The sequence below is a fragment of the Actinacidiphila acidipaludis genome (assembly GCF_019890725.1).
Taxonomy (GTDB): Bacteria; Actinomycetota; Actinomycetes; order Streptomycetales; family Streptomycetaceae; genus Actinacidiphila; species Actinacidiphila acidipaludis.
Genome location: NZ_JAINZZ010000006.1, coordinates 159,085 through 184,235, shown reverse-complemented (window position 1 = coordinate 184,235; position 25,151 = coordinate 159,085). Strand labels below are relative to the sequence as shown.

Genomic DNA, 25,151 nt, shown 5'->3' with positions numbered 1-25,151 from the left:
GGCCTCAGAGGTCCTCGGGGAAGTGGCGCGTGGGGCGGTCGAGGTCACAGACCGCCGGTGTAGAGCAGCAGGTCGGGCGAACCGCCGTTGACCTTCAGGACGTTCTGCGTGGCCGAGGCGGTCAGCGCGTCGGCGACCGCCATGGCGTCGGCGTCCGGGTGCTCGGACTTGTACAGCAGCGCGGTGCCGGCCGCGTGCGGGCTGGCCATCGAGGTGCCGTCCATGGCGACGCTGCCGCCGCCGAGCTTGGCCGACACGATGGCCGTGCCGGGCGCGAACATCGACACGCAGCTGCCGGAGTTGCTGAAGCCGGCCTCCTGGTCGGACGCGTTGGACGCGCCGATGGTCAGCACGCGCGGCGCGCTCGCGGGGGAGACGGTGCAGGCGTCGGCGCTGTCGTTGCCGGCCGCCACCACGGGCAGGACACCGCTGTCCGACAGCGCGTCGGCGGCGTCGTTCAGCGCGGGCGAGTACGAGCCGCCGAGCGAGGCGTTGGCCACTGCGGGCTGCTGGGCGTGCTGGGCGACCCAGTCCATGCCCGCGATGATCCCGGCGAGGGTGCCCTGGCCCTGGCAGTCGAGCACCCGGACGCTCACCAGCTTCGCCTGGCGCGCGACCCCGTAGGTCTTCCCGCCGATGGTGCCCGCCACGTGGGTGCCGTGGCCCTCGCAGTCCTGGCCGTTGCGGCCGTCGCCGATCGCGTCGTAGCCCGGGACCGCCCGGCCGCCGAACTCGCTGTGGCCGAAGTCGATCCCGGTGTCCAGCACGTAGGCGGTCGCGCCCTGTCCGGTGCCGTCCACCGTGAACTGGTGGTCCAGCGGGAGGTTGCGCTGGTCGATGCGGTCCAGGCCCCAGGACGCGGCGGCGGCCCGGCGCTCGCGACTGCCGGGGTGGACGCCCGTGGTGGGGCCGAGGCCGTCCGCGGTCACCGTGGCGTTCTCCTCGACCGCGGCGACGCCCGGCGTGCGGCGCACGGTGGCGAGTTGCGCGGCGGTGAACTTCGAGGCGAAGCCCGAGAACACCTTGGTGTAGTGGAACATCGGCGAGACCCCGAACTGCTTGGCGAACGCCGACGGGTCGGCGCCGTTGTCCAGGGTGACGATGTACTGGCCCGGCACCGCCTGGCTGTTGCGGTGCAGGGGCGCGAGGGCGGAGCGGAGTGGCTGGGCCTTGGGGTGTGTGGCCTGGGCGGTGGCCGCCGGGAGGGCTGCTAGCGAGGCGAGCAGCGTGACCGCGGCTGTGAGGCCGCGCGCGAGCATGCGCATCTTGTGGACTCCGTAGGACAGCGACAGACCCACGTGAAGGCGTCACGCGGGCGAGAGCGGTCCCAAAGTCCGACGATCATGCGTTCCGAAGATCACGACACACCGCCACCACCCGACCGCGCCACCCGATCGGCCGCCTCTGAGCTGCGCGAATGGCGGTCACCGGGGTAGGACGTCCGGGAAGGACGTTCCCCGCTCGCACGGCGGCCCCGCCCCGGACGCCTTGCGGCGGCCGGGGCGGGGCCGGTGGTGAGCCGGACCGGCCGGCTGCGGGAGTGCGGGGCGGGCCGGACCAGCACCGACCAGGCCGGGTCAGGGCGGGTCAGGATCCGTAGACCTGGAACTCCCAGAGCGAGTAGCCGTACTGCGTGGCACGTGCGGTGCCGTTCATCCGCACGTAGCGGCCGCTGCCGGAGACGTTGAGGGTCTGGTTGCCGCCGGTGCCGCTGGTGGTGGAGTAGATCGTCGTCCAGGTGGTGCCGTCGTTCGAGGTCTGGATCTGGAAGGCGGTGGCGTACGCCGCCTCCCAGTTCAGCGCCACCTTGCTGATGCTGTGGGTCGCGCCCAGGTCGACCTGGAGCCACTGCGGGTCGGAGAACGCGCTGGACCAGCGGGTGCCCGTGTTGCCGTCGACCGCGTTGGGCGCGGTGAAGCTGCCGTTCTCGGTGGAGGAGGCGGTCGCCGTCCTCCCCTGGGACAGCAGCGTGCTCCCGCCGGTGCCGCCGCCCGACCCTGGTGTGCCGTAGAGCGCCAGCTCGTACAGGGAGTCGCCCCACTGGGAGGCTCTGCCGGTCGCGTAGACCCGCACGTAGCGCCCGGAGGCGTTCAGCGCGGTGTCCTGGATGTCCTGGGGGCTGTTGGAGTTGGAGTAGACCGTCGTCCAGGTCGTGCCGTCGTTGGAGGTCTGCAACTGGTAGGCCGATGCCGTGGCCGCCTCCCAGGTGAGGGTGGCGTGCGTCAGGTTGTAGCTCTGGCCGAGGTCGACCTGCAGCCACTGCGGGTCGGAGAAGCCGCTGGACCAGCGGGTCGTCAGGTCGCCGTCGGTGGCGTTCGACGCGGGGAAGGACGCGCTCTCCACCGACGAGGCCGTGGTCGGCTTGCCCTGCGCGATGTTCGTGCCCAGGCTGCCGGCCGGCGGCTTGTTGTAGACGGCGACGTAGTCCACGTTCAACTGCCCGCCGGAGACGGTGTTCGCGTTGGGTCCGCCGCCGAAGGCCGCGGGGAAGCCGCCGCCGATGGCCAGGTCGAAGATGATGAAGTAGCTGTGGTCGACGGCGTTCGCCCAGGTCGTTGCGTCGACCTGGTTGGAGTTGATGGTGAAGTAGTTGGCGCCGTCGAGGTAGTAGCGGATCTGCTCGGGCGAGGTCGACCGGTCGATCTCCACCGCGTAGGTGTGGTAGCCGGTCTGGCAGCCGGAGCAGGCGCGTTCACCCGAGCCGATGCCGGTGGTCTCGTTGCAGGGACCGCCGGAGCCGACCCCGCAGTGCAGGGTGCCGAACACCGAGCTGCGGCCGTTGATGTCCTCGAGGATGTCGACCTCGCCGGAGCCCGGCCAGCCCACACCGATCCGCAGCGGGGCGCCCAGCATCCAGAACGCCGGCCAGTAACCGGCGCCGTTGGCGGTGGTCACGTTGGGCTGCTGGATGGAGGCCTGCATCCGCACGACGCCGCCGGGCACCGCGCCGAACCCGTCGGCCTGCGTCTCCACCCGGCCCGACGTCCAGCCGGAGTTGGGGTCGGTGCCGGAGTGCAGGGCCTTGAGCACCAGGTGGCCGTTGCCGTCCTGGTAGACGTTCGAGGTGCTGGTGGTGGTCGTCTCGATCTCGCCGGTGCCGAAACTGCTGCCGGGCCCGGCGTCGTACCGCCATGTCCCGGTGTCCAGGCCGGTGTTGGCGGCGCCGTTGAAGTCGTCGCTCCAGGTCGTCGTGAAGCCGGCCGGTGCGGCCGGCACGGAGGACGGCTGGACGGCGGCGGGCCGGGCGGCGGCCGTGGGGGGCTGGGCCGCCTGCGACGGCGTGCCGGTCAGGGTGACCGCGGCGACGGCGGCCACGGCCACCGCCCCGAGCGCGGCCCGGCCGGCGGACCATCGCCGTCTGACCCGTTGCCGCGTGCCTTCGATGGACATGCGTACTCCTTCACCTGTGTGGGGGGTGGCGCCCGCGGGCGTGGTCGCGGTGAGGAGCCGACCGGGAAGCGGGAACGCGGGCGCGGTGGGTGTCGGGGGTGTCGGGGGTTCGTGAGAGCGCTCTCAGGAGCGTCGTGGTTCGTCGCATCCCTGTCAAGAGTTCCGGCAACGTTTACGGTCGCCCGCAACTGCCCTTTCCCAACCGCGCTCTGGCGGCGGCGACGCCGGTTCAGCCCGCGGACGGGCGGCGGTCGCCGGGCGCGGGGAAGGTCTCCGCGAGGTCGGCGGGAGCGGCCTGCCGCCAGGAGTCGAGCAGGATGTCGTAGAGCTCGTCGGCGTCGTCGAGGGCGGCCAGCCGGGCCCGGACCCATGACGAGTGCGCCTCGTGCGCGGGAACCCAGAACTTCTCCGGCTCGCTCGCCATCAGCTCGGCGCGTTCGTGACGCGGGCAGCGCACCGCGAACGAGGTGCCGTCGTCGGGCACGGTGACGAACATCCGGCCGGTGACGTCGAAGGTGGGATGCCCCCACCGCTCCTTCTCCAGCGTCGCCGGGAACGACAGGGCGATGCGGCGGACGTCCTCGGCATCGAGCATGACGGCGGGCCTTCCCTCGGTGGCACGTCGGAGTGACGGCCTCCGCCGGCGGCGACGGAGACGGCGGTCACCGCCATCGGCGACCGCGGTCACCATCATCGGGGACCGCGGCGGCCGTCATCGGGCCGGGCCGCCTCCCGGCGCCAGGACGAAGCCGGCGCGGACGGCGGCCCGTGCGAACGCGGCGGCGTCCGCGACGGCCGCGCCGCCGGTGTCGTTGTTGAAGTAGCAGTAGACGTCGTCCGCGTCGCCGGGCCAGGCCGCGCGCAGCCGCTCGGCCCACGACCGCAGGGCCGTCCGCCCGTAGCGGGGGGCCGGCCGGGCGCGGCCGCCGTGGAAGCGCGCATAACCCCAGGACGCGGTGCGCCACAGCGGCGTCACCGGCCGCGAGTCGCGGTCGGCCCAGCACAGCGTGCCGCCGCGGCGCTCCAGCACCCGCCGCACTGCCCGCTCGGCCTCCCACCACGAGGGGTGCCGGGGTTCGACGGCCACCCGCACGGTCCGCGGGAAGCAGCGCAGGCACGCGTCGAGGGCGTCGGGGTCGGCGCGCAGCGTCGGCGGGAGCTGGAGCAGCACCGGCCCGAGCCGGTCGCCGAGGGCCGCGGCCCGCTCCATCAGCCGGTGCACCGGTTCCTCCGGCTCGCGCAGCCGCTTGATGTGCGTGAGGTAGCGGCTGGCCTTGACCGCCATCACGAACCCGTCGGGGGTCCGCCGCCGCCAGTCCGCGAAGATGTCCGCGGTGGGCAGCCGGTAGAAGGCGTTGTTGTTCTCCACGGTCGCGAACCGGCCGGCGTACTCCTCCAGCCACAGCCGCTGCGGCAGCTTCTCCGGGTAGAGGACGCCGCGCCAGTCCCGGTACTGCCATCCCGAGGTTCCGATGAGCAGGGGCATGAAGCGATACGTGCCCGGTACGCGGGAGTGCGTACCGGGCACGTGGTCAGCCTGCCCCTGCCCGCGGACGGCGGGCCGGGAGGTGGCGCGGGATCAGAACAGGCTGCTGTAGCCGTTCCAGCCGGCGGTGCCGATCTCCACACGGTGCTTGAAGGTGGCGGTGCCGGTGAAGCCCTCGCCGCTGTAGCGGTAGAGCTGGCCGCCGGGGGTCACCGCGACCAGGTCGGCGCGGCCGTCGCCGTCCATGTCACCGGGCGAGGCGATCTTGGAGTACGCGTTCCAGCCGGCGCCGATGTCCTGGCGGGCCTTGAACGGCGCCGCGCCGTTGCCGGTGCCCAGGTACAGGTACAGGTGGCCGTTGCTCGCGCGGGCCACGATGTCGGCGAGGCCGTCACCGTTGATGTCGCCGGCGCCGGTGATCTGGTTGTAGCCGCCCCAGCCCGCGCCGACCTTGGCGCGGCCGTAGAACGAGCCGTCGCCCTTGCCGGTCAGGTCCCACAGCACGCCGCTCTTGTCACGGGCGAGGAGGTCGGAGTGGCCGTCGCCGTTGAGGTCGCCGGGGCCGAACACCTTGTTGTAGCCGCCCCAGCCGCTGCTGCTGACGTTCTCGAAGCCGAGGGTGTCGTTGTAGAGCGTGCCGTTGTAGATCTCCAGCAGCGGCTGCTCGCCCTCGTCGGACAGGGACACCGTCGTGGTGAGGTTGGAGCCCTTCCACGCACCGGCGTTGCCCACCAGGTACCGCTTGCTGAGGACGCCGGTGTTGTAGCTGGAGTAGTAGTACAGGCTGCCGCCGGACGTCAGCCCGAACAGGTCGGCCTTGCCCCAGACCTGGGTGTGGCCCTGGCCGGAGATGACGTTGCTCGACCAGCCGCCGCCCATGCGCACGCGCTTGGTGAGGGTGCCCTTCCCGCTGCCGTCGCCGTTGTACCACCACAGGTCGCCGTTGGCCGTCCGGCCCAGGATCTGGCCGATGGAACCGCCGTCGTCGCCCCAGCCGATGATCTGGTTGTAGACGTTCCAGCCGGTGCCGATCTTCACCCGGGCGGCCAGCGGGTTCGCCGCGGTCCCGTCCAGCTTGTACATCCACAGGTCGCCGTAGAGGTCGCGGGCGACCAGCGTCTCGTACCCGGTGCCGGTGATGTCGCCGGCGCCGACGAGCTGGTCGTAGATGCCGTAGCCGTAGCCGACCTTGACCCGGCCGCCGAACGGCGCGGAAGCGTTGCCGGTGCCCTTGTAGAGGTACAGGTCGCCGGACGGGGTACGGGCGAGCAGGTCGCCGAATCCGTCGCCGTTGGTGTCCCCGACGGCCACGATCTGGTTGTAGACCTGCCAGCCGGTGCCGGTCCACACCGGGTAGCCGTTCACCAGGCTGTTCGTGTCGGTGAACATGCTGAGCCGGCCCGACGCGGTCAGGGCGAGCACCTCGGTGCCGGCATAGGAGTCGGTCAGGTTGCCGGGCGTGATGACGTCCCGGTACAGGGTGTTCCCGGTGCCCAGGTCGGTGTAGCCGGCCTGGCCCGCGGTGAGCTTGGCGCTGCTGAGGACGCCGAACGAGGCGTCGTCGTTCTGGACCAGCAGGTCGCTGTAGCCGTCGTTGTCGTAGTCGTAGCGCGGCGCCGTCAGAGCGGTGCCGGCCGCGGCCGTCGAGTACGACGTCTTCTTGTGCTTGCGCAGCGTGGACGTCGGGTGCTGCGTGGTCTGCGGCGCGGAGAACCGGGCCTGGTGCGGCGCGCCGCTGTCGGCGCTGGCGATGCCGGCGGGGCCCAGCGCGAACGCGCCCGCGGCCACGACACCGGTCGTGCAGGCCGCCAGCAGGCGGCCGCGACGGCGCGCACCGGAGCGCGCCGAAGAAGAAGAGAACATGATCCCCCCACGGGATGCGATCCTCGCCGCGCTCTTGGGCGCAGGCGAATGAGGCCGGGCGGGCAGATGTTCCGCCCGGGCCTGGTGAGTCTAGACCTGCTTCCTTGTACTGTGCAGAGGGATATCCCTGTTCTGACGGGAGATCAGTTTCCGCAGGTGAGGAGGGGCGCGTTCCGCTTGTGTCGGAGGCCGCGCGACCGGCCCGGCGGCACGGGCGTCCCGCCCGGTCTCACGGCCGGCCGGTGGCGATCTGCTCGGAGAGCCAGCCGAGCGCGGTGGGCAGCATGGACCGCCACACCTGGGTGTTGTGACCGCCGCGCTGGATCGTCAGCAGGCGGCTGGGGCCCGGGTGGTGGAGCACGCTCAGCAGGGTCCTGGCGGCGTACACCGTGTCGCTGTCCTGGTAGCTGCCCGCCATCAGCAGCACGAGGTCCGGCTGGTGCTTGGCGGCGCGCAGCTCCAGGTAGGGGTTGTTCGCGCGGGCCAGGGCGGGGTCCCGGGTCACCAGCCGCGCCTCGGGGGCGTTGTAGCCGGAGAGGCTGACCACCGCGTGGAAGGTCCGCGCGTGGTGCAGCGCGGTGTTCGCCGCGCAGTACGCGCCCGCCGAGTAGCCCATGATCGCCCAGTGCCGGGCACCCGCCTCGGCCCGGAAGTGCCGGCGGACGAGCTGGGGGACGTCGGTGCCGAGCCAGGTGGACGTCCGGGCGCCGTGCGGGAGGTCCGCGCAGCCGGGGTCCACCCGGCCGAGCACGTTCATCTTCGGCGCGACCAGGATCATCGGCGCCGCACGGTGCTCGGCGATCAGCGAGGTCAGCTCCCGGCCCACCCCCATCGCGCCGAACCACGCGCCGGGACTTCCGGGGTAGCCGGGCAGCAGCTCGACCACGGGGAAGCGGGTGTGCCGGTAGGCGGGCTGGTCGTACTGCGGGGGCAGCCACACCAGGACGGTGCCGGTGACGTGGGAGCGGGGGCCGGTGGCGACGGTCGCCAGCACCCCGTCCTTGCCCGGCGCGAACTCCGTCTGCGTGGCGACGGCCGGGTCGGCGGGCACGCCCGCGTTGCCGGGGCCGGCCGCGTCCATCCGCACCTGGCCGTTGTCGCCCATCAGGTCGCTCCACGACTCGTACAGGCCGTAGGTGTTGTTCACCCAGATCAGCACGGCCAGGACCGCGGCGGCCTGGCTGACCAGCACCATGCCGAGCCGGCCGGCGATCCGCACGCCCCGGGGACCCGGCAGCCGGTTCCACGCGAACAGCATGAGGAGCATCACCACCGGCACCAGGCCGATGCTCAGCACGAAGAGTGCCGTGCCGGTGAGACTCATGACGCTCCCTGAAGTCGTGGACCGCCGCCGCGGGACGGGACGATCCCGGCGGGCTCCCGGCGGCCCGGGATCCGGAGGCGGTCTCCCGCATCCACCCGTTAGATGCGTGTTCGGGGGGAATGGTTCAGTCGTGACAGGTCACTCCTTTCCGTTTCCCCGGTGCGCCGGGACGCGCCGAGGAGCAGACTCGGTAACCGGAGCCAGCGCGGCGGGGGCGGAGGTGGTGCAGTGAGCACAGTTCCGCTGCTGACCGTGCGCGGAGTCTGCAAGCGGTTCGGAGCGGTGCAGGCACTGAGCGACGTCGATCTGGACGTGCACCAGGGCGAGGTCGTGGGCCTCGTCGGCAGCAACGGCGCCGGCAAGTCGACCCTGGTCAAGGTGATCTCCGGAGTGACCGTGCCAGACAGCGGGACCGTCACCTGGCGCGGCCGCGCCGCCGACCCGCGCAGACCCGTCGACGCCCAGCGGCTGGGCATCGCCACGGTCCACCAGAACCTGGCGCTCTGCGACAACCTCGACACCGTCGACAACCTCTACCTCAACCGCGAACTGCGCAGATTCGGCATGATCGACGAGGTCGGGATGGAGAAGCGGGCCCGCGCCCTGCTGGAGTCCCTGTCGGTGCGCATACCCAGCCTGCGGGTGCCGGTCGCCTCGCTGTCCGGCGCGCAGCGCCAGGGCGTGGCCATCGTCCGGTCGCTGATCGGCAAGCCCGCGCTGGTCGTGCTGGACGAGCCCACCGCCGCCCTCGGACCGCGCCAGGCCGACCAGGTCCTGGACCTCATACGCCGGCTGCGGGACGACGGGACCGGGGTGATCTTCGTCAGCCACGAGATGGACGAGGTCCGGGCCGTCGCCGACCGCGTGGCCGTGCTGCGGGTCGGCCACAACACCGGGTCCTTCGACACCCGCTACACCACCCAGGAACAGATCGAGTCGGCCGTCACCGGCAACCAGCGCATGGCGGTGACCCTGCAGCAGAGCCTGCTGCCGCACGGCCTGCCCGAGCAGAACGCGCTGGACGTCGGCTACCGCTACCAGCCGGCCCAGGCGGGCGTCGGCGGCGACTGGTTCGACGTCATCCCGCTGTCCGGCGCCCGCGTCGCACTCGTCGTCGGCGACGTCGTCGGGCACGGCCTGCACGCCGCCGCGACCATGGGCCGGCTGCGGACCGCGGTGCACAACTTCTCCATGCTCGACCTGCCGCCGGACGACGTGCTCGCCCACCTCGACGACCTCGTCGCCCGCATCGACAAGGACGAGGCCGCCCCGGGCGGCGGGGCCACCATCGCCGGCGCGACCTGCCTGTACGCGATCTACGACCCGGTCTCGCGGCGCTGCGAGATGGCCAGGGCCGGGCATCTGCCGCCCGCGCTGGTGCTGCCGGACGGCACAGTGGACTTCCTCGACCTCCCGGCCGGACCGCCGCTGGGCCTGGGCGGCCTGCCCTTCGAGGCGGTCGAACGCGAACTGCCCGAGGGCAGCGGGCTGGTGCTCTACACCGACGGGCTCGTCGAGGACCGCACCCGCGACATCGACGCCGGCCTGGGCCTCCTGCGCGACGCCCTCACCGGACTCGGCCGCACCCCGAACCAGACGTGCGACGCGGTGTTCCGCGCCCTGGTGCCGGCCGTGCCCCGCGACGACATCGCCCTGCTCGTCGCCCGGACCCGCGCGCTGCCCGGCGACCACGTGGCGTCCTGGGACGTCCCCGGCGACCCGGCGGCGGTGTCCACGGTCCGCAACGAGGCGAACGCGCAGTTGGCGGCCTGGGGCCTGGAGGACCTGGAGTTCACCACGGAGCTGGTGCTGAGTGAACTGGTCACCAACGCGATTCGGCATGCCGCCGGGCCGATCCGCGTCCGGCTGCTGCTGGACCGCACGCTGATCTGCGAGGTCGCCGACGCGAGCAGTACGGCGCCGCATCTGCGGTATGCGGCGACGACGGACGAGGGGGGTCGCGGGCTCTTCCTGGTGGCCCAGCTCGGCGAGCGCTGGGGTACCCGGTACAGCCCCGAGGGCAAGATCATCTGGGTTGAGCAGGCCTTGCCGTGAGGCTTCCAGCCCGGTAGACGGTTCGGCCTCCGGCGCGGTAGTGGGGTACGGATTCGGGGGTGCCCCGCTGGGGTGCGTTCCCGGCTTTCCGCCGGTGGTGGGTTGCTCGCGCTGGGGGCACCTCCCGGACGAAGTCTGGGGGACCTCGCGCCCCTGATCACGTGCCGTTTGCCCGCACGTTGGGGGCAGTCCGGAAGCGTCTCCTCGGACTTGTGCGTGAACGTTTTTACGAAGGGGCTGGGCGGGTGTGTGCACAAGTCCTTGCGGGGAGCGCTTCCTCCCCACCCCCTTGGTCGTTCATGGGGCCGCCTGGGCAGTACCGGCGTACCCCGGTAACACCCCCTGCGGCCACTTTCACTGCCAGGGGGTGTCCGGGAGGTGCCCCCAACGCGACAAGCCACGACGGCGCGGCAGACGGCGAACAAGGGTCAGGGGCAGCCCGGGAGCCGAGGCCGGGGCAGCCCGGGGGACGGGCTCGGGGAGCCCAGCGGCAGGCGGCACCGCACTCGCCACGGCCTTGACGTGGGCGACGTAGCGGACGGTGAAGACCATCGGGACCGCGAAGCCGGCGATCTGCAGCAGGGTGGCCGGCGTCGAGTGGGCGTGGCCGGCGTGCGCCACCAGGGCGAGCGCGATCGCGGTCACCGCGAAGGCGGCCGTCCACACGGCGGTGATCACGGTGTTGACGCGGATGAACGGCGGCGCGGTCCAGTACTCCCGGGGCGTCGTGCGCTTGGCGATGCCCAGGGTGAAGGGCTTGCCCACGGCGAGCGACACCCCGGCCACGACCGCGAGCGTCCCGGACGACAGGGCCCCCGAGTAGGCGTGCGCCGGCGAGTGCGGATCGGTGAAGGCGACCACCGCGAGGGCGGCGAAGAAGACGGCCGAGCCGATCTCGATGATCAGCGCGTCGGAGGTGACCCCCACGCGGTGCTGCCCGGCGATCACGGCCACCGCGACGGCCAGGGCCGCCAGCGACACCCACTGCCAGCTCCCCGAGGGCAGCACCGCGAAGAGGATCCAGGGGAGGAAGGTGCGCAGGTACGACATGGGCTCGCTCCGTCTCTCGGTTCCGAACCTGACCTGTCAAATGTAGAAGGTCCTGTTCTGACGTGTCAATAATGGAAGGTTGAGGGAACGATGGGCGCATCGCCCGTGAACTCCGCGCGCTGGTGCATAGGTTGGCCTGCGCGGAAGGACTCGACTGCGACGGGAGGGGAGGGCGTCCCCGCTCTCCGCCTCCGCCTCATGGCCGCACCCGCCCGGGTGAAGCGCGGTCAGAACCCCGTCGGTGGGGCCGCGTTCGCCCGCCGCCCTGCCGGTACCGTGCAAGGGTGACCGGTCCCGGACGTCCCCCGCTGCTCTTTCTCGACGTCGACGGCACTCTCATCCCCTTCGGCGCGACCCCCGAGCAACTCCCCGGCGGTTACCCGACGTACGACAACCCCTTCGCCCCCGGGGCGAACGAGATCCACCCCCTCCTGGCCCGGATCGACCCGGCGCTCGGAGCCCGGCTGGCGGCGCTGCCCTGTGAGCTGGTGTGGGCCACGACCTGGGAGTACGAGGCCAACCAGTGGATCGCGCCGGTGCTGGGCCTGCCCGAGCTGCCGGTGGTGTGCTGGCCCGACCTCGTCGACGAACCGCCGCGCGGCCTGCACTGGAAGACCCGCACGCTCCTCGCCTGGTCGGCCGGCCGCCCGTTCGTCTGGGTCGACGACGAGATCACCGGGGTCGATCAGGCCTGGGTCGCCGGCCGGCACCCCACCCCGGCTCTGCTCCACCGAGTCGACCCGAGCTGCGGTCTCACCGACCGGGACTTCACCGTGCTCGACGCGTGGCTGCGGGCCGTCGGCAACGCCCCGACGGGGACGGACGGCCGCTAGCAACGCCTGAGCCGGGGCCTGCCGAGGGTGGATCGCGCCCGGGCGCCGGGCCTCCTCCGGTCACAAGTTGGCAATGATTTTCATGATTGCCATGGGTGACCATGGTTGTGAAAGTCGTTTTCATTTACGGTGAGGAAGTCAGGACATCGGCCGCATCGAGGAGAGACCGCGCCATGAAGGCTGCACCCCACCGTCGCCCCGCCCGCCGGGCGGCCCACACGCCGGCCGGCCGGGCCCGGCTCGCCCTGGGCGGGGCCGCCGTCCTCACGGTCCTCGCCGCCACCGCGTGCTCCACCGCGTCGTCATCGGGCGACGACCGCGCGGACGCCTCCTCGTCCGGTAGTGGCAAGGGCGGCGGGCGGACCATCCAGGTGGTGGCCGCGGAGAACTTCTGGGGCAGCATCGCGAGCCAGCTCGGCGGCAGCCATGTGAAGGTCACCAGCATCATCGACAACCCCGCGGCCGACCCGCACGACTACGAACCCACCGCCCGCGACGCCCGTACCGTCGCCGCCGCGCGGTACACGATCGTCAACGGCGTCGGCTACGACACCTGGGCCGACAAGCTGCTCGCCGCCACCCCCTCGTCCGGCCGGACCGATCTGAAGGTCGGCGACCTCGTCGGCGTCAAGCCCGGCGGCAACCCGCACCGCTGGTACGCGCCCGCCGACGTCCATACCGTCGTCGAGCGGATCTCCGCGGACTACAAGAAGCTCGACCCGGCCGACGCGGCCGAGTTCGACCGGCTCAGGACGACCTTCGAGCAGCGCACCCTCGGCCCGTACGACCGGCTGACGGCGGAGATCAGGACGACGTACGGCGGCACTCCCGTCGGCGCCTCGGAGTCGATCGTCAGCCCGCTCGCCGACGGACTCGGCCTGAAGATGCTGACGCCCGAGACGTTCCTCGACGCCATCAGCGAGGGAACCGACCCCACCGCGCACGACAAGGCGCTGATCGACCGGCAGATCAGGGACCGGCGGATCAAGGTCTACGTCTACAACAGCCAGAACGCCACGCCCGATGTGAAGCGGCAGGTCGACGAGGCCGAGGCGGCGGGCATTCCGGTGGCGACCGTGACCGAGACGCTGACCCCGGCCGGCGCGTCCTTCCAGGACTGGCAGGTACGGCAGTTGGAGGGCATCCGCCAGGCGCTGGCGAAGGCGGTCGGCCGGTGAGCGGGAAACGTCCGGCCCGAACGGGCCTTGTGGCGAACGCAGTCGCGTCGCGGGATCCGCTCTCCGCCCCGACGGCTTCCGTCCCCGGGCAGGCGCCACCCGCTCCGTCCCCGACAACGCCCGCGACGACCGCCGCTCAGGAATCCGTACGGCCCTCCCCGGTGGTGTCGTTGCGCGACGCCGCCGTGCGGGTCGGCGGGCGCACGCTGTGGTCGGACGTCCGACTCGACGTCGGGGCAGGGGAGTTCGTCGCCGTGCTCGGTCCCAACGGCGTGGGCAAGTCCACGCTGATCAAGGTGCTGCTCGGCGTGCTCCCGGCCGCGGCCGGCGAGGTGCGGGTGCTGGGCGCGGCCCCGGGCAGGGCCGGGGACCGCGTCGGCTACCTGCCGCAACGCCGCAGCTTCGACGCGTCGTTGCGGATGCGCGGCCTCGACGTCGTCCGCCTCGGCTGGGACGGCGACCGCTGGGGCGTGCCGCTGCCCTGGTCGTCCGGGCGCCGGGCCGCGGCTCAGCGGATCGCCGACGTCGTCGAGCTGGTCGGGGCGAGCGGCTACGCCCACCGCCCGATCGGCATGCTCTCCGGCGGCGAGCAGCAGCGGCTGCTGATCGCCCAGGCGCTGGTCCGCCGCCCCCGACTCCTGCTGCTCGACGAGCCGTTGGACAGCCTCGACCTGCCCAACCAGGCGGCGGTGGCGGCGCTCATCGGCCGCATCTGCCGGGAGGAGGGCGTCACGGTGATGATGGTCGCGCACGACGTCAACCCGATCCTGTCCCGCCTGGACCGGGTGGTGTACCTCGCCGAGGGCGGCGCGGTCAGCGGCACGCCCGCCGAGGTGATCACCTCCGAGACACTGACCCGGCTGTACCGCACGCCGGTCGAGGTGCTGCGGACGTCCGACGGGCGGCTGGTGGTCGTCGGCCAGCCCGAGGCGCCCGCCCACCACACCGACCGGCACACGCCGCCCGTACCTCTCGTGGTCGAGGGGGAGGCCGAGAGCGCAGGCATCCCGCGTGGGGCGTCCGGGGGTGAGCGGGCATGACGGCGCTGGCGGACGCGTATGCGACCTGGTCCTGGAACCCGGTCGCCGACCTGCGGCAGATGTGGGCCTACCCGTTCATGGTGAACGCCTTCCGGGCCGGGACGATCACCGCCGTCGCGGCGGGCGTCATGGGCTGGTTCATGGTGCTGCGACGCCAGAGCTTCGCCGGGCACACGCTGGCGGTGGTCGGCTTCCCCGGAGCCGCGGGGGCCGTTCTGGTCGGGGTCTCCGCGACCTACGGCTACTTCGTCTTCTGCGTCGCCGCCGCCCTGCTCGTCGCGGCGGTCCCGCGGACCGGGCGCGGGCGCCGGCCCGGGGCGGGCCAGGAGGCGGCGCTCACCGGCACCGTGCAGGCGTTCCTGCTGGCGTGCGGATTCCTGTTCACCGCCCTGTACAAGGGCGTGCTCGGCGGGGTGACGTCGATGCTGTTCGGCAGCTTCCTGGGTATCACCACCGCTCAGGTGTGGGTACTGCTCGCGGTGGCCGTCACGGTCCTGGCGTTGCTCGGCGCGATCGGGCGGCCGCTGCTGTTCGCCTCCGTCGACCCGGACGTCGCCGCCGGGCGCGGCGTGCCGGTGGGTCTGCTGTCCACCGGCTTCCTGGTCCTGCTGGGCGCGGCCGCCGCCGAGGCCAGCCAGATCACCGGCACGCTGCTGGTCTTCGCGCTGCTGGTGATGCCCGCGGCCACCGCCCAGGTGCTGACCGCGCGTCCGGCGCTGAGCCTGGCCCTGTCGGTGGTGATCGGCATCGCCGTGACCTGGCTCGGGCTGACCACCGCCTACTTCTCCGACGGCCCGCTCGGGTTCGCGGTGACCTCGTACGCCTTCGCCGCCTACGTGCTCGCCCGCATCGGCCGGGCCGCGGCGGATCGCGCGCCGCGGCACGTCCCCGTCCGTGTGCCCGCGGGAGGTGCGGCATGACGCTCGCGATGGGGGCGCTCGGGCACCCCTTCTTCCAGCACGCGCTGCTCGCCGGCACCGCCATCGCCGCGGCCGCCGGGCTGACCGGCTACTTCCTGGTGCTGCGCGCCCAGGTCTTCGTCGGGGACGCGCTCAGCCACGTCGCGTTCACCGGCGCGCTGGCGGCCCTGGCCGTCGGCGTCGACCTGCGGATCGGCCTGTTCGTCACGGCCGTCGCCGTCGCGCTGCTGCTCGGCAGCCTCGGCAGGCGGGGGCGGGCCGACGACGTGGCCATCGGCAGCGTCTTCTCCTGGATCCTGGGCCTGGGCGTGTTCTTCCTTACCCTCTACACGACCTCCCGCAGCGCGGGGAACGGCGGTGCGGGGGTGAGCGTGCTGTTCGGGTCGGTCTTCGGGCTGTCGTCGGCCCAGGCGCTGACGGCGGCGCTGGTGGGGGCGGGAATCTGCGCCGTGCTCGTGGCCGTCGCCCGGCCGCTGCTGTTCGCCTCGCTCGACGAAACCGTGGCCGCGGCCCGCGGGGTGCCGGTACGGCTGCTCGGCTTCGTCTTCCTCGCCCTGGTCGGCGCGTGCGCGGCCGAGGCCACCCAGGCGGTCGGCTCGCTGCTGATCCTGGGACTGCTGGCGGCCCCTGCGGGGGCCGCGCACCGGATGACCGACCGCCCGCTGCGGGGCCTCGCCCTGTCCGGGGCGCTCGCCGTCGGTGAGATGTGGGCGGGACTCGTGCTGAGCTACGCGGTGCCGCGGATGCCGCCGAGCTTCAGCATTCTGGCGGCGGCGACCGCGGTGTACGCCGGGACGTACCGGGCCGCGGTGTGGCGCGGCGTGACCAGGCCGTCGCGGTGGGTGCGACGGGGGCGGGGGCCCGCGGTGGCAGGGTGAGGCGATGGCCCGGGCCGGGGGCCGGGGCATGTATACGCCCTGTGTATAGTTCCCGGCGGTCCGCGCGTGCGGGCCCTCGCCGACACAGGGGGAACCCGCATGCGTCGTACCATCACACCGGCCCGCGGACTGGCCGCGCTCGTCACCACCGGCGCGCTCGCCCTCGGCCTCGCCGGCTGCAACGGCTACGACGCGACGGCGCCGGCCTCCGCCCGCCAGCACCCGACGACCGCCGGCAGGGCCGCGTTCGCCTCGGGCCCCAGCGGCTCGGTCGACTGCCGGAAGATCAAGTGCGTGGCGCTGACGTTCGACGCCGGGCCCAGCGTGCGGACCCCGCAGATCCTCGCCATCCTCCGCAAGTACCACGTGCACGCCACGTTCTTCACCCTCGGCAAGAACCACGTCATGGTGCACCCGGAGATGGTGCGGCAGATGGCCGCCGACGGCCACGAGATAGAGACGCTGACCTGGTCGCACCAGATACTCACGAAGATCAGCAAGGCCGAGGTGCGCAAGGAGATCACCGAGGGAGCGGACGCGGTGGAGAAGGTCACGGGAGTCCGCCCCACCCTGCTGCGGCCCCCGCAGGGCCGTACCAGCAGCACCGTCACGGCGATCGCCAAGGACCTCGGCATGGCGGAGGTCGAGTGGAGCGCCAACGGGGCGGACTACCGCACGACGGACTCGGCGCTGATCACCAAGCGGATACTGCAGCAGACGAAGCCGGACGGGATCATCCTGCTCCACGATCTGGTGGACCCCACCAACCAGGGCTACAACGGCACGGTCGCGGCGGTACCCGGCATCGTGTCGGCCCTCCAGGCCCGGGGGTACACGTTCGTGACGGTGTCCCAGCTGCTGGCGCCGGGGGCGCCGGTGCCGGGCAAGGTCTACAAGTAGTGCCTCCCGCTGGGTAGTGCGGTACGGATTCGGGGGTGCCCCCGGGTGCGCGTTCCCGGCTGTCCGCCGGTGGGAGGTGCCCCCAACGCGAACAGCCACGACGGCGCGGCAGACGGCGAACAAGGGCCAGGGGCAGCCCGGGAGTCGAGGCCGGGGCAGCCCGGGGGACGGGCTCGGGGAGCCCAGCGGCAGGCTGCAAGGCTTCAGGAGAGGCGGAGCTGCTCCTCGGCGACGATGCGCTGAGCGATCCCCACGTCGGAGACGTCCACCGCCTCGGGCGCAACCGCGGCCACCTCACTGCGCCGCGCATACGCATCGAAAAGCCGCCCCTTCGACTCCAGGATCGCCAGTAACCGCTGGTCCACCCCGGTGGTGGAGAGCAACCGATGGACCTGCACCGCCCGCACCTGCCCCATGCGGTGCGCCCGGGCCACCGCCTGATGCTCGATCGTCGGCTTGACCTGCGGCTCGCAGAGGATGACCACGGACGCGGCCTGGAGGTTCAGGCCGACCCCGCCCGCCTCGATCTGCGCGAGCAGCACCGCGTGCCCCCGCACCGCGCTGAACGCGTCGACGAGCGCCTGGCGTCGGGCCGGTGACTGTCCTCCGGACAGCGGACCGTGGACGTCGTCCGGGCCGAGCGCCCGCTCGACCGCCGCGAGCACGTCGCGGAAGAACGAGAAGACGACGACCTTCAGGCCGTTGCCCGCCGCCTCGGCGACGATGTCCCGCAGCCGCGCCAGCTTCGCCGACTTCTCGGGCTGGGCGAAGGCCGCCCGCCGCATGGCCATGAAGTTGCCGCTGAGCACGGCGTCGCGGTAGGCGTCCTGGTCGGCGGCGCTCAGCTCCTGCCACTCGTCGGTGCGGACCAGGGACGGGAGTTCGGTCAGCACGTCCTCCTGGTTGCGCCGCAGATAGGCCGGCGCGACCGCGGCCCGGAACGCCTGGGATCCGGCGGCGCCGTCCGCCGCGTCCACGTCGGGGACGAGACCGGGCTGCAGGAAGCGGACGAGGCTGCGGAACTCGGCGACCCGGTTCTCCATCGGGGTGCCGGTCAGGAACAGCACGCGCTCGCAGTGCGCGGTCCACTCGGCGACCGCGCGGGACCTGCGGGTCTCCGGGTTCTTGACGTAGTGGGCCTCGTCGACGACCAGCATCGCCACGTCGTCGCCGCCGTCGGCCGCGGGGAGCGCGGGGAAGCCGCGCAGCGCGTCGTACGTGGTGACGGCGACGCCGCCGCGGGTGCGCCACTCGGCGAACGCGTCGTGCCGGTCCGGGCCGTGCAGGGCGACGGCCCGCAGGGTGCTGCGGGTCCGGATCTCCCGCGTCCAGTTGACGAGGACGCCGGCCGGGCACACCACGAGGAAATGGGTACGGCCGCGGGCCGCGAGGTGGGCGAGCGCGGCGATCGCCTGGACGGTCTTGCCGAGCCCCATCTCGTCGCCGAGGATGACCCGCCGCTGGGCCAGGGCGAACCGCGCGCCGAACGACTGGTAGCCGCGCAGCGACACGCGGCGGTGGGTGTCGTCCAGCGGCTGCTCCCGGACGCGGTCGGCGATCTCGGACGGCAGGAAGCCCTCGGCCGCGGCCGGGTCGGGGCCCTGTCCCGACAGCTCGGCGAGCAGGTTGTAGTACTCCGCCGACCGCACCTCGAAGTCGACCCACGCCTCGATCGCGTCGGCCGGGCCGCGCAGCAGGTCCACGGAGGACTGGGCGAACAGCTCCGGTACGCCATCGCGTTCGGCCTGCGCCTGCAATGCCTGGACGCGGGCGGCCGCGGACAGGGCGAGTTCGCGGGCCGTGCGGCCCTTCAGCCACAGCCGGACGCGCGACGCCGCGGGCCTGGCCTGCGCGAGCAGCGCCTCCAGCTCCGGGCCGAGCTTCGCGGCGGTGTCCACGGCACGGCGCGCCTCGGGGCCGGCCTCGACCAGGCGGTGCAGGGCGACGAGCAGGGCGGTGGTCCGGGGGTCCCGGTCGTCCATGTCGATGCGGACGGTCACGGCCTCCTCGACCGCGGCCGCGATCTGGCCGGCCGCGGCCACCGCCTGGTCCGCGGTCTGCGGACCGACGCCGGGTATGCGGCGCAGTTCGTAGCGGCCGGCGTCCAGCACGTGCGCGACGGTGGCGTACCCGGCGGACTCGATCGCGGCCAGCCGCAGACGGCCCTCGGTGACGTCCTTCAGCCGGGCGACCGGGATCTTCGCGAGGTCGCGCCTGGCGAGGTCGGCGCGGAGGGCGTCGAGAGGGGTGCGTGCGGCGTCGACCGCCCGGGCGTGATCCTCTGCGAGGGCGCGGGCGGCGTGGGCCAGCTGGTCCGCCGCGTGCAGGGTGGTGCGTCGGTGCTGGTGCGTGCCGTTGTCGGCATGGCTCATGCCGGTCCCTTTCACCGCATTAGTGCGCGGGCCATCCTTTCACCCGCTTCCCCCGTCCGGGGGATACGGCTTCCGGGGTGCCCCCGGGTGTGCGTTCCCGTCCTCCGCCCGGTGGGTGGTGCCCCCAGCGCGACAAGGCACGACGGCGCAGCAGTCGGGAACGCGCCGCGAGCGGGCAGGACGTGGGCCCGACGCCGGGGGAGGGGGCTGGCCCTACTGGGAGGGGCGGGACCACTCCAGTGTGCGGGGGCGCTGCGTGCCGCAGGGTGGGAGCAGGCCGGGCTCGACGGCCACCGCACCGTCCCGCACGGTGCGGCCACCCCGCCCAAGGACCGCCCCATGCTGATGCGCCTCGCCCTGAGAACCCTGCAAGCCCGCAGAACCGGCTTCCTCGGCGCCTTCGTCGCCCTGTTCTGCGCCGCCGCCCTCGTCACCGCCTGCGGCGGCCTCCTGGAGACCGGCCTGCGCGGCACCGTCGCGACCGAGCGGTACGCCGCCGCCCCCCTCGTCGTCGCCGCCGATCAGAACGTCCACCAGACGACCGTCAAGCACAAGAAGGGCAAGACGAAGGTCAAGCACAAGGCCAAGCCGCTCGCCGAGCGCGCCTGGCTGCCCGCCGCCCTGACCGCCCGGATCGCCCGGGTCCCCGGCGTGGCCGCGGCGGTGCCCGAACTGACCTTCCCCGCAGCCCCGGTGGGCGTCCCGGCGACGGGCAGGACGGCGTACGGCCACAGTTGGGAATCCGCCCGGCTCACCCCGTTCACCCTGAGCGCCGGCAGCGCCCCGAAAGCCCCGACCGATGTCGTCGTCGACCGTGAACTCGCCGCCCGGGCGCACCTGAAACCCGGCGACCACCTCACCGTCCAGTCGACCGCGGCCCCCCGCACGTACCGGGTGAGCGGGATCGCCACCGCGGCCGGCGGGGACCTCGCCGACCAGACCAGCCTGTTCTTCAGCCCTGCCGAGGCCGAGCGGCTGGCCGCCCACCCGGGCCAGGTCGCCGCCATCGGGGTGCTGCCCGCGTCCGGCCGCGTCCTGGACCCCGACGTGCTGCGGACGGCGTTTGCCGGCACCACCGCCCAGCTCCACAGCGGCGACGGCCGCGGCTCGGTGGAGTTCCCCGACGCCGCCCGCGCACGCGTCCAACTCGTCAGCATGGGAGGTGCGATCGGCGGCACCGCCCTGCTCGTCGCCGTGCTGGTGGTCGTCGGCACCTTCGCCCTGTCGCTGCGGCAGCGTTACCGCGAACTCGCCCTGCTGCGGGCCGTCGCCGCCACCGCCCGCCAACTGCGGCGGCTGGTCGGCCGGGAGGCGCTGCTCGTCGGCGCGGCTGCGGGCGTCCTCGGCTCGCTGGCCGGGCTTCCCCTGGCGCACTGGCTGTTGGGCCGCTTCGTGGCCATGGGCACGATCCCGGACACGCTGCGTCCCGCCGTCGGGTTCGTCCCCGTCGCGGCCGGCGTCCTGACGACGACCGCGGGTGCGTGGGCCGCGGCCCGGATCTCCGCGCGCCGCATCACCCGGATCACCCCTGCCCAGGCGCTGGCCGAGGCCGTGCTGGAGCCCCGGCGCTCGGGCGGCCGTACGGTCGCCGGTCTGGTGCTGCTGGCCGGCGGCGGCGCCCTCGTCGGCGTCCTGAGCGCGCTCGACACCGAGCCGGCCGCGACCCCGGTGACCTTCCTCGCCGTCGTCGTCCTCGCCGCGGCCGTCTCGCTGCTCGGTCCGGCGCTGGTGCGGGCGGGTGCGGCGCTGCTGGCCGGGCCGCTGCGGCTGGCCCGCTTCCCCGGCGTCCTGGCGCGCCGCAACCTGCGCGGCAACGCGGTCCGGACGGCCGCCGCCGTCACGCCGCTCGCCCTGCTCGTCGCCATGGCCTCGACCGTGCTGTTCACGCAGTCGACGCTCGGGCAGGCGGCCCACCGCCAGGCGGCCGCTGGCACGCACGGCGACTGGACGCTGGTCTCCGACGGCCTCGGCGTGCCCGGCGCCGCCGCGGACGCCGTACGGAAGGTCCCCGGTGTCACCGCGGTCACCGAGGTGGTGCGGACCACCGTCCGCGTCGGCCTCGACAAGTACCCCGCGCAGGGCGTCACTTCGGCCGCGCCGACCCGCACCTGGGACCCGGACGTCGTCTCCGGCACCCTGGCGCACTTCGGCGACGGCAGCGTCGCGGTGAGCGAGACGGCCGCCCGGGCACGCGGTCTGCGGCCCGGCGACACACTGCCGGTGACGCTCGGCGACGGCACCCGGGTGACCCTGACGGTGGCCGCGGTGTACGCCCGCGGGCTCGGTTTCGGCGACCTGACCCTGGCCCACGACGTGGTGGCACGGCACGTCGACGACCCGCTGGCCGCCGCTGTCCTGGTGCGCGGGGACGCCCGGACCGAAGCGGCCGCCCTGACCGCGGCCGTCCGCGCCTTCCCCGGCGTGCGCGTGCTCGCCCCCGGCCGGGCGGCGGACGCGCTGACGACACGGGTGCGGCGGTCCAACGCCGAGGCGCAGTTCCTGGCCATGGGCCTGGTCCTGGTCTTCACCGCGATCGCCGCGGTGAACACGCTGGCGATGTCGACCGCGGAACGCGTGCGCGAGTTCGCCCGGCTGCGGCTGGCCGGGGCCGGACGGCGTCAGGTCCTGCGCATGCTCGCCTGCGAGGGCGCGGCCGTCGTGGTGCTGGCCGCGGCGCTGGGCAGCGCCATCGCCCTGGCCGTGCTCACCGCCTTCAGCACGGGCATGACCGGCAGCCCGGCCCCGGCGTTCCGGGCCCTGCCGTACGGCGGCGTCGTGGCACTCGCGGCCGTGCTGGCCCTGCCCGCGGTCGCCCTGCCGGGCCGGGTGGCGCTGCGCCCGCGCCCGGTGGAGGTGGTGACGGCGGCGGAGTAGGGGCGTGACCTGCGGGAACGGGCGGCGTCCGGTGAGCGCGGGGCGCGGAACGGGCACGCGGAGGGGGGACGGAGGGACGGGCGGACGCGCCGGCGTCAGCGTCGCGCTAATGCCGGAGGGCCGGCCGTCAGGGGTGCGTCAGGAGGGGGCCGAGGGGCGGCCCGGGCGGACATACCGTCACTGACGTGCCCCGGGCTTCCTTCCCGGCCCGGGGACCTCAGCGCTCGACCCCCGCGGTCGGCCTTCGCGTTCGAAGGAGCCTCCCATGACCGACACGCTGTCCACGGACGATCCGGAGCCCGCCGATCGACTCCCGGCCGGACTGCTCTACGTTCCCGTCCGGCCGGGACCCTTCGGTATCGCGGCCCGGATGTTCCGGACGCCGCTCGGCGACCGTACGGCCGTCGGGTTCACGTCCCACCGCCGGATGACCGAGGTCCTCGGTCCGGACCAGGCCTGCACGAGGTTGTCCGTGCCGGCGCTGCGGTCCCTTGCCGAGCCGCTCGGCGTCACCACCCTCACGGTGGACCCGCAACTCGCGGCCCCGGCGGTGCGGAACGGGGACGAGGCCGGGCCGCTGCCCGCACGGCCGTCGCCCGCCGCGGTGGCGGACCTGGTCAGGGCTCCTTCCCCCGGCCCCGTCGCTGCCTCCGTACCCGGCGCGGTCCCGAGGCCGGCTCCCGCCCTGCGGGCCGCGCCCGCGCTCGCCAAGAGGCCCGCGCTCGCCAAGGCGCCCGCTCTCCGGGCCGCGCCGGCCGCGGCCGCCGCACGCAAGGCGGAACGGCGCTGGGACCCGCAGATGGTCGGCGTCCTGCGGGTCACCGCGATGGCCGCCGCCGTCGAAGCGCTCACTCTCTGGATCGGCTGAGGAGGTGCCGTCATGACCACAGTGATGCCCCCGGCGAACCCGTCGGGGGCGGCGAAGCCGGTGAGCCCGGTGACTCCGGTGTCCCGGGTGTCCCCGGCGTCGCCGGGGAATCCCGCGAACCCCGGATCTCCCGCGACCCCGGCCCACCCCGGCGGCCCGGGCGACCCCGTGACCCCGGTGCCGGCCTCCGTGCCGCCGGTGAGCGAGGAGCCGGTCGCCGCGCCCTGGCCGGCGTCCACCCGCGTCCTGCCGGGCGCGGGACTCGCGGTCGGCGGCGTACCGCTCGGCGAGGTCGCCGAACGCCACGGCACGCCCGTCTACCTGGTGGACGAGGCCGAGGTCCGCGAGCGCTGCCGGGCGTACCTGCGCGCGTTCCCGAACGCGGACGTCGTCTACGCCGCGAAGGCGTTCCTGTGCCGGGCCATGGCGCACTGGGTGCAGGAGGAGGGCCTGGGCCTGGACGTCTGCTCCGCGGGCGAGTTGGAGCTCGCGGTCACCACCGGCTTCCCGCCGGAGCGCATCCTGCTGCACGGCAACGCCAAGAGCCCGGAGGACCTGAACGCCGCGCTGCGGCTGCGCGTCGGCCGCATCGTCGTCGACAGCCCGTCCGAAGTGCCCAGGCTGGCCGCGTCGGTGGCGCCGGAGAGCCGGCAGAAGGTGCTCGTCCGGGTGGTGCCGGGGATCGCGGCGGGCGGCCACGCCCATGTGCGGACCGGTACCGACGACCAGAAGTTCGGCCTGTCCATCGCCGACGGTTCCGCCCAGCACGTCATCGCCCGGGTGCTGGAGCAGCCGCGCCTGGAACTGGTGGGCCTGCACTGCCACTTGGGTTCGCAGATCACCACGGTCAAGCCGTATCTGGCCGCGGTACGGCGGATGGTGGGGCTGCTCGCGCGGGTGCGGGACACGCACGGCGTCCAGTTGCCGCAGCTCGACCTCGGCGGCGGCCACGGCATCGGCTACCGGCCCGGTGAACCCGAGCTGGACATCGGCGTGCTGGCGCGCAAGGTCTACGCCGAGCTGGCGGAGAGCTGCGCGGCGGCGGGCCTCGCCGTGCCGCGGCTGACCGTCGAGCCCGGCCGCGCGATCGCCGGTCCCGCGGGCGTGGCCCTGTACCGGGTGCTGGTCGTCAAACGCACCGGCGGGACGACGTTCGTGGCCGTCGACGGCGGGATGAGCGACAACCCGCGGCCCGCGCTGTACGGGGTGCGGTACGCGCCCCGGCTGGCCGGCCGCGTGTCCACCGCCCGTCCCGCGCTGGTCACGGTCGTCGGCCGGCACTGCGAGGCGGGTGACGTGCTGGCCGCGGACGTGCCGCTGCCGTCCGACCTCCGGCCCGGCGACCTGCTCGCCGTGCCCGCGGCCGGGGCGTACCACGTCTCGATGGCCTCCGGCTACAACATGGTCGGCCGCCCGCCCGTGGTGGCCGTCGACAACGGCCGCGTCCGCCTCCTGGTCCGCCGCGAGTCCCTCGCCGACATCCGCAACCGCGACGTGGGCCTCTGACCCCCCGGGGGGCCTGGGTCCTTGCCTCCGCCCGCCGGACGGTGAGCTGGGGCCGCCGCGTCAGGCCTCCCTCCCCCGGGGATCCGGTCTCGGGCGCAGCCTGCACACGCACTCCGGCCTCGGGCTCGGCTCCCGGCACCGCCCGACCGGGCCTTCCGTCACCCGGGGAGCCCCGGGCAGCACCGTTGCGTCGCGCCCGGCCTTCCTCGCCTGGGGAGTTCGGGCGCCCGTCCCGGTGCCGTCAGGCCGTACGACTCCGGGGGTTCGGGCCCGCCTGGGCCCATCAACGGGGGAGCCGGGGCCGCCCGGCTCTTTCCTGCCCAGCCCCCGCCCGAGGCGCTGGACCGTCCGGCTCTGTCCAGCCGACCCCCTCGCCCGGGAGCCGGTACCGGCTCCGGCGCAGTCCGGGCCAGCCCCCGTCCCCTGTGCACTCCGGGCTCCCGGCGCAGCCCGGATCAGCACCCGGGCATCCCGGCCCCGGGCACTCCGGCCTCCGGCACAGCCCGCCCCGGCCCCCGGGCACTTCCGGCTCCTGGCGCGGCCCGGACCGGCCCCGGGCCTCGGGCACTTCCGGCTCCTGGCGCGGCCCGGACCGGCCCCGGGCCTCGGGCACT

Annotated in this window: 17 protein-coding genes and 2 pseudogenes; 11 read left to right on the top strand and 8 right to left on the bottom strand. The window is 73.9% G+C overall.

What is annotated here, in order from left to right; all coding sequences use genetic code 11:
• Window positions 1-44: 44 nt before the first annotated feature.
• The 6 genes from K7862_RS07890 to K7862_RS07865 form a co-directional block, all read right to left on the bottom strand.
• On the bottom strand, window positions 45-1,265 hold the full coding sequence (locus K7862_RS07890; protein ID WP_222961707.1) for a S8 family peptidase: 1,221 nt from the start codon (window positions 1,263-1,265) through the stop codon (window positions 45-47).
• 322 nt (window positions 1,266-1,587) lie between these two features.
• Window positions 1,588-3,390, bottom strand: a complete 1,803-nt coding sequence (locus K7862_RS07885) for a discoidin domain-containing protein (protein ID WP_222961706.1) — start codon at window positions 3,388-3,390, stop codon at window positions 1,588-1,590.
• A 229-nt stretch (window positions 3,391-3,619) separates the two neighbouring features.
• Window positions 3,620-3,985 (bottom strand): MmcQ/YjbR family DNA-binding protein, encoded by a 366-nt coding sequence (locus K7862_RS07880; RefSeq protein ID WP_222961705.1) that lies wholly within the window; start codon window positions 3,983-3,985, stop codon window positions 3,620-3,622.
• A gap of 117 nt (window positions 3,986-4,102) precedes the next feature.
• A complete protein-coding gene (locus K7862_RS07875; protein ID WP_222961704.1) occupies window positions 4,103-4,876 on the bottom strand; it encodes a DUF72 domain-containing protein in 774 nt (257 codons plus the stop codon).
• A 93-nt stretch (window positions 4,877-4,969) separates the two neighbouring features.
• Window positions 4,970-6,739 (bottom strand): FG-GAP repeat domain-containing protein, encoded by a 1,770-nt coding sequence (locus K7862_RS07870; protein ID WP_222961703.1) that lies wholly within the window; start codon window positions 6,737-6,739, stop codon window positions 4,970-4,972.
• 229 nt (window positions 6,740-6,968) lie between these two features.
• Window positions 6,969-8,063 carry an alpha/beta hydrolase gene (locus tag K7862_RS07865; protein WP_222961702.1) on the bottom strand — a complete coding sequence of 365 codons (1,095 nt, stop codon included), beginning with the start codon at window positions 8,061-8,063 and terminating at the stop codon, window positions 6,969-6,971.
• A 102-nt stretch (window positions 8,064-8,165) separates the two neighbouring features.
• Here K7862_RS07865 and K7862_RS37375 point away from each other — a divergent pair.
• Together K7862_RS37375 and K7862_RS37370 are read left to right on the top strand one after the other, a co-directional pair.
• A pseudogene (locus tag K7862_RS37375) lies at window positions 8,166-8,795 on the top strand (ATP-binding cassette domain-containing protein); the annotation flags it as partial.
• Window positions 8,796-9,008: 213 nt separating this feature from the next.
• Window positions 9,009-10,118: pseudogene (locus K7862_RS37370) on the top strand (ATP-binding SpoIIE family protein phosphatase); the annotation flags it as partial.
• Window positions 10,119-10,472: 354 nt separating this feature from the next.
• Here K7862_RS37370 and K7862_RS07855 read toward each other — a convergent pair.
• The gene (locus K7862_RS07855) at window positions 10,473-11,168 is read right to left on the bottom strand and encodes a hypothetical protein (RefSeq protein WP_262412801.1); all 696 of its coding nucleotides are present in this window, start codon (window positions 11,166-11,168) and stop codon (window positions 10,473-10,475) included.
• Between the two features lie 284 nt (window positions 11,169-11,452).
• Between K7862_RS07855 and K7862_RS07850 the strand changes: the two genes are divergently transcribed.
• The 6 genes from K7862_RS07850 to K7862_RS07825 all read left to right on the top strand — a co-directional run bounded on the left by K7862_RS07850 (window position 11,453) and on the right by K7862_RS07825 (window position 16,917).
• Window positions 11,453-12,001 carry an HAD domain-containing protein gene (locus K7862_RS07850; protein WP_222961700.1) on the top strand — a complete coding sequence of 183 codons (549 nt, stop codon included), beginning with the start codon at window positions 11,453-11,455 and terminating at the stop codon, window positions 11,999-12,001.
• A gap of 173 nt (window positions 12,002-12,174) precedes the next feature.
• Window positions 12,175-13,179: a metal ABC transporter solute-binding protein, Zn/Mn family gene (locus K7862_RS07845; protein WP_222961699.1), complete on the top strand. Its 1,005-nt coding sequence runs from the start codon at window positions 12,175-12,177 to the stop codon at window positions 13,177-13,179.
• 164 nt (window positions 13,180-13,343) lie between these two features.
• On the top strand, window positions 13,344-14,219 hold the full coding sequence (locus K7862_RS07840) for a metal ABC transporter ATP-binding protein (RefSeq protein WP_222961795.1): 876 nt from the start codon (window positions 13,344-13,346) through the stop codon (window positions 14,217-14,219).
• Window positions 14,216-15,139 (top strand): metal ABC transporter permease, encoded by a 924-nt coding sequence (locus K7862_RS07835; protein WP_222961698.1) that lies wholly within the window; start codon window positions 14,216-14,218, stop codon window positions 15,137-15,139. The genes K7862_RS07840 and K7862_RS07835 overlap by 4 nt, the downstream gene beginning before the upstream one ends.
• A complete protein-coding gene (locus K7862_RS07830) occupies window positions 15,136-16,017 on the top strand; it encodes a metal ABC transporter permease (protein ID WP_262412799.1) in 882 nt (293 codons plus the stop codon). Before K7862_RS07835 ends, K7862_RS07830 begins: the two co-directional genes overlap by 4 nt.
• A gap of 99 nt (window positions 16,018-16,116) precedes the next feature.
• Window positions 16,117-16,917: a polysaccharide deacetylase family protein gene (locus K7862_RS07825; RefSeq protein ID WP_222961697.1), complete on the top strand. Its 801-nt coding sequence runs from the start codon at window positions 16,117-16,119 to the stop codon at window positions 16,915-16,917.
• Between the two features lie 203 nt (window positions 16,918-17,120).
• Here K7862_RS07825 and K7862_RS07820 read toward each other — a convergent pair whose 3' ends face one another.
• A complete protein-coding gene (locus K7862_RS07820; protein WP_222961696.1) occupies window positions 17,121-19,289 on the bottom strand; it encodes a DEAD/DEAH box helicase in 2,169 nt (722 codons plus the stop codon).
• Window positions 19,290-19,628: 339 nt separating this feature from the next.
• Here K7862_RS07820 and K7862_RS07815 point away from each other — a divergent pair, with 339 nt between their 5' ends.
• The 3 genes from K7862_RS07815 to lysA all read left to right on the top strand — a co-directional run bounded on the left by K7862_RS07815 (window position 19,629) and on the right by lysA (window position 24,537).
• Window positions 19,629-22,163 carry an ABC transporter permease gene (locus K7862_RS07815; protein ID WP_222961695.1) on the top strand — a complete coding sequence of 845 codons (2,535 nt, stop codon included), beginning with the start codon at window positions 19,629-19,631 and terminating at the stop codon, window positions 22,161-22,163.
• Window positions 22,164-22,428: 265 nt separating this feature from the next.
• Window positions 22,429-23,031 (top strand): SAV_915 family protein, encoded by a 603-nt coding sequence (locus K7862_RS38420; RefSeq protein WP_222961694.1) that lies wholly within the window; start codon window positions 22,429-22,431, stop codon window positions 23,029-23,031.
• A 12-nt stretch (window positions 23,032-23,043) separates the two neighbouring features.
• The gene (gene lysA, locus K7862_RS07805) at window positions 23,044-24,537 is read left to right on the top strand and encodes a diaminopimelate decarboxylase (RefSeq protein ID WP_262412798.1); all 1,494 of its coding nucleotides are present in this window, start codon (window positions 23,044-23,046) and stop codon (window positions 24,535-24,537) included.
• Window positions 24,538-25,151: the final 614 nt, after the last annotated feature.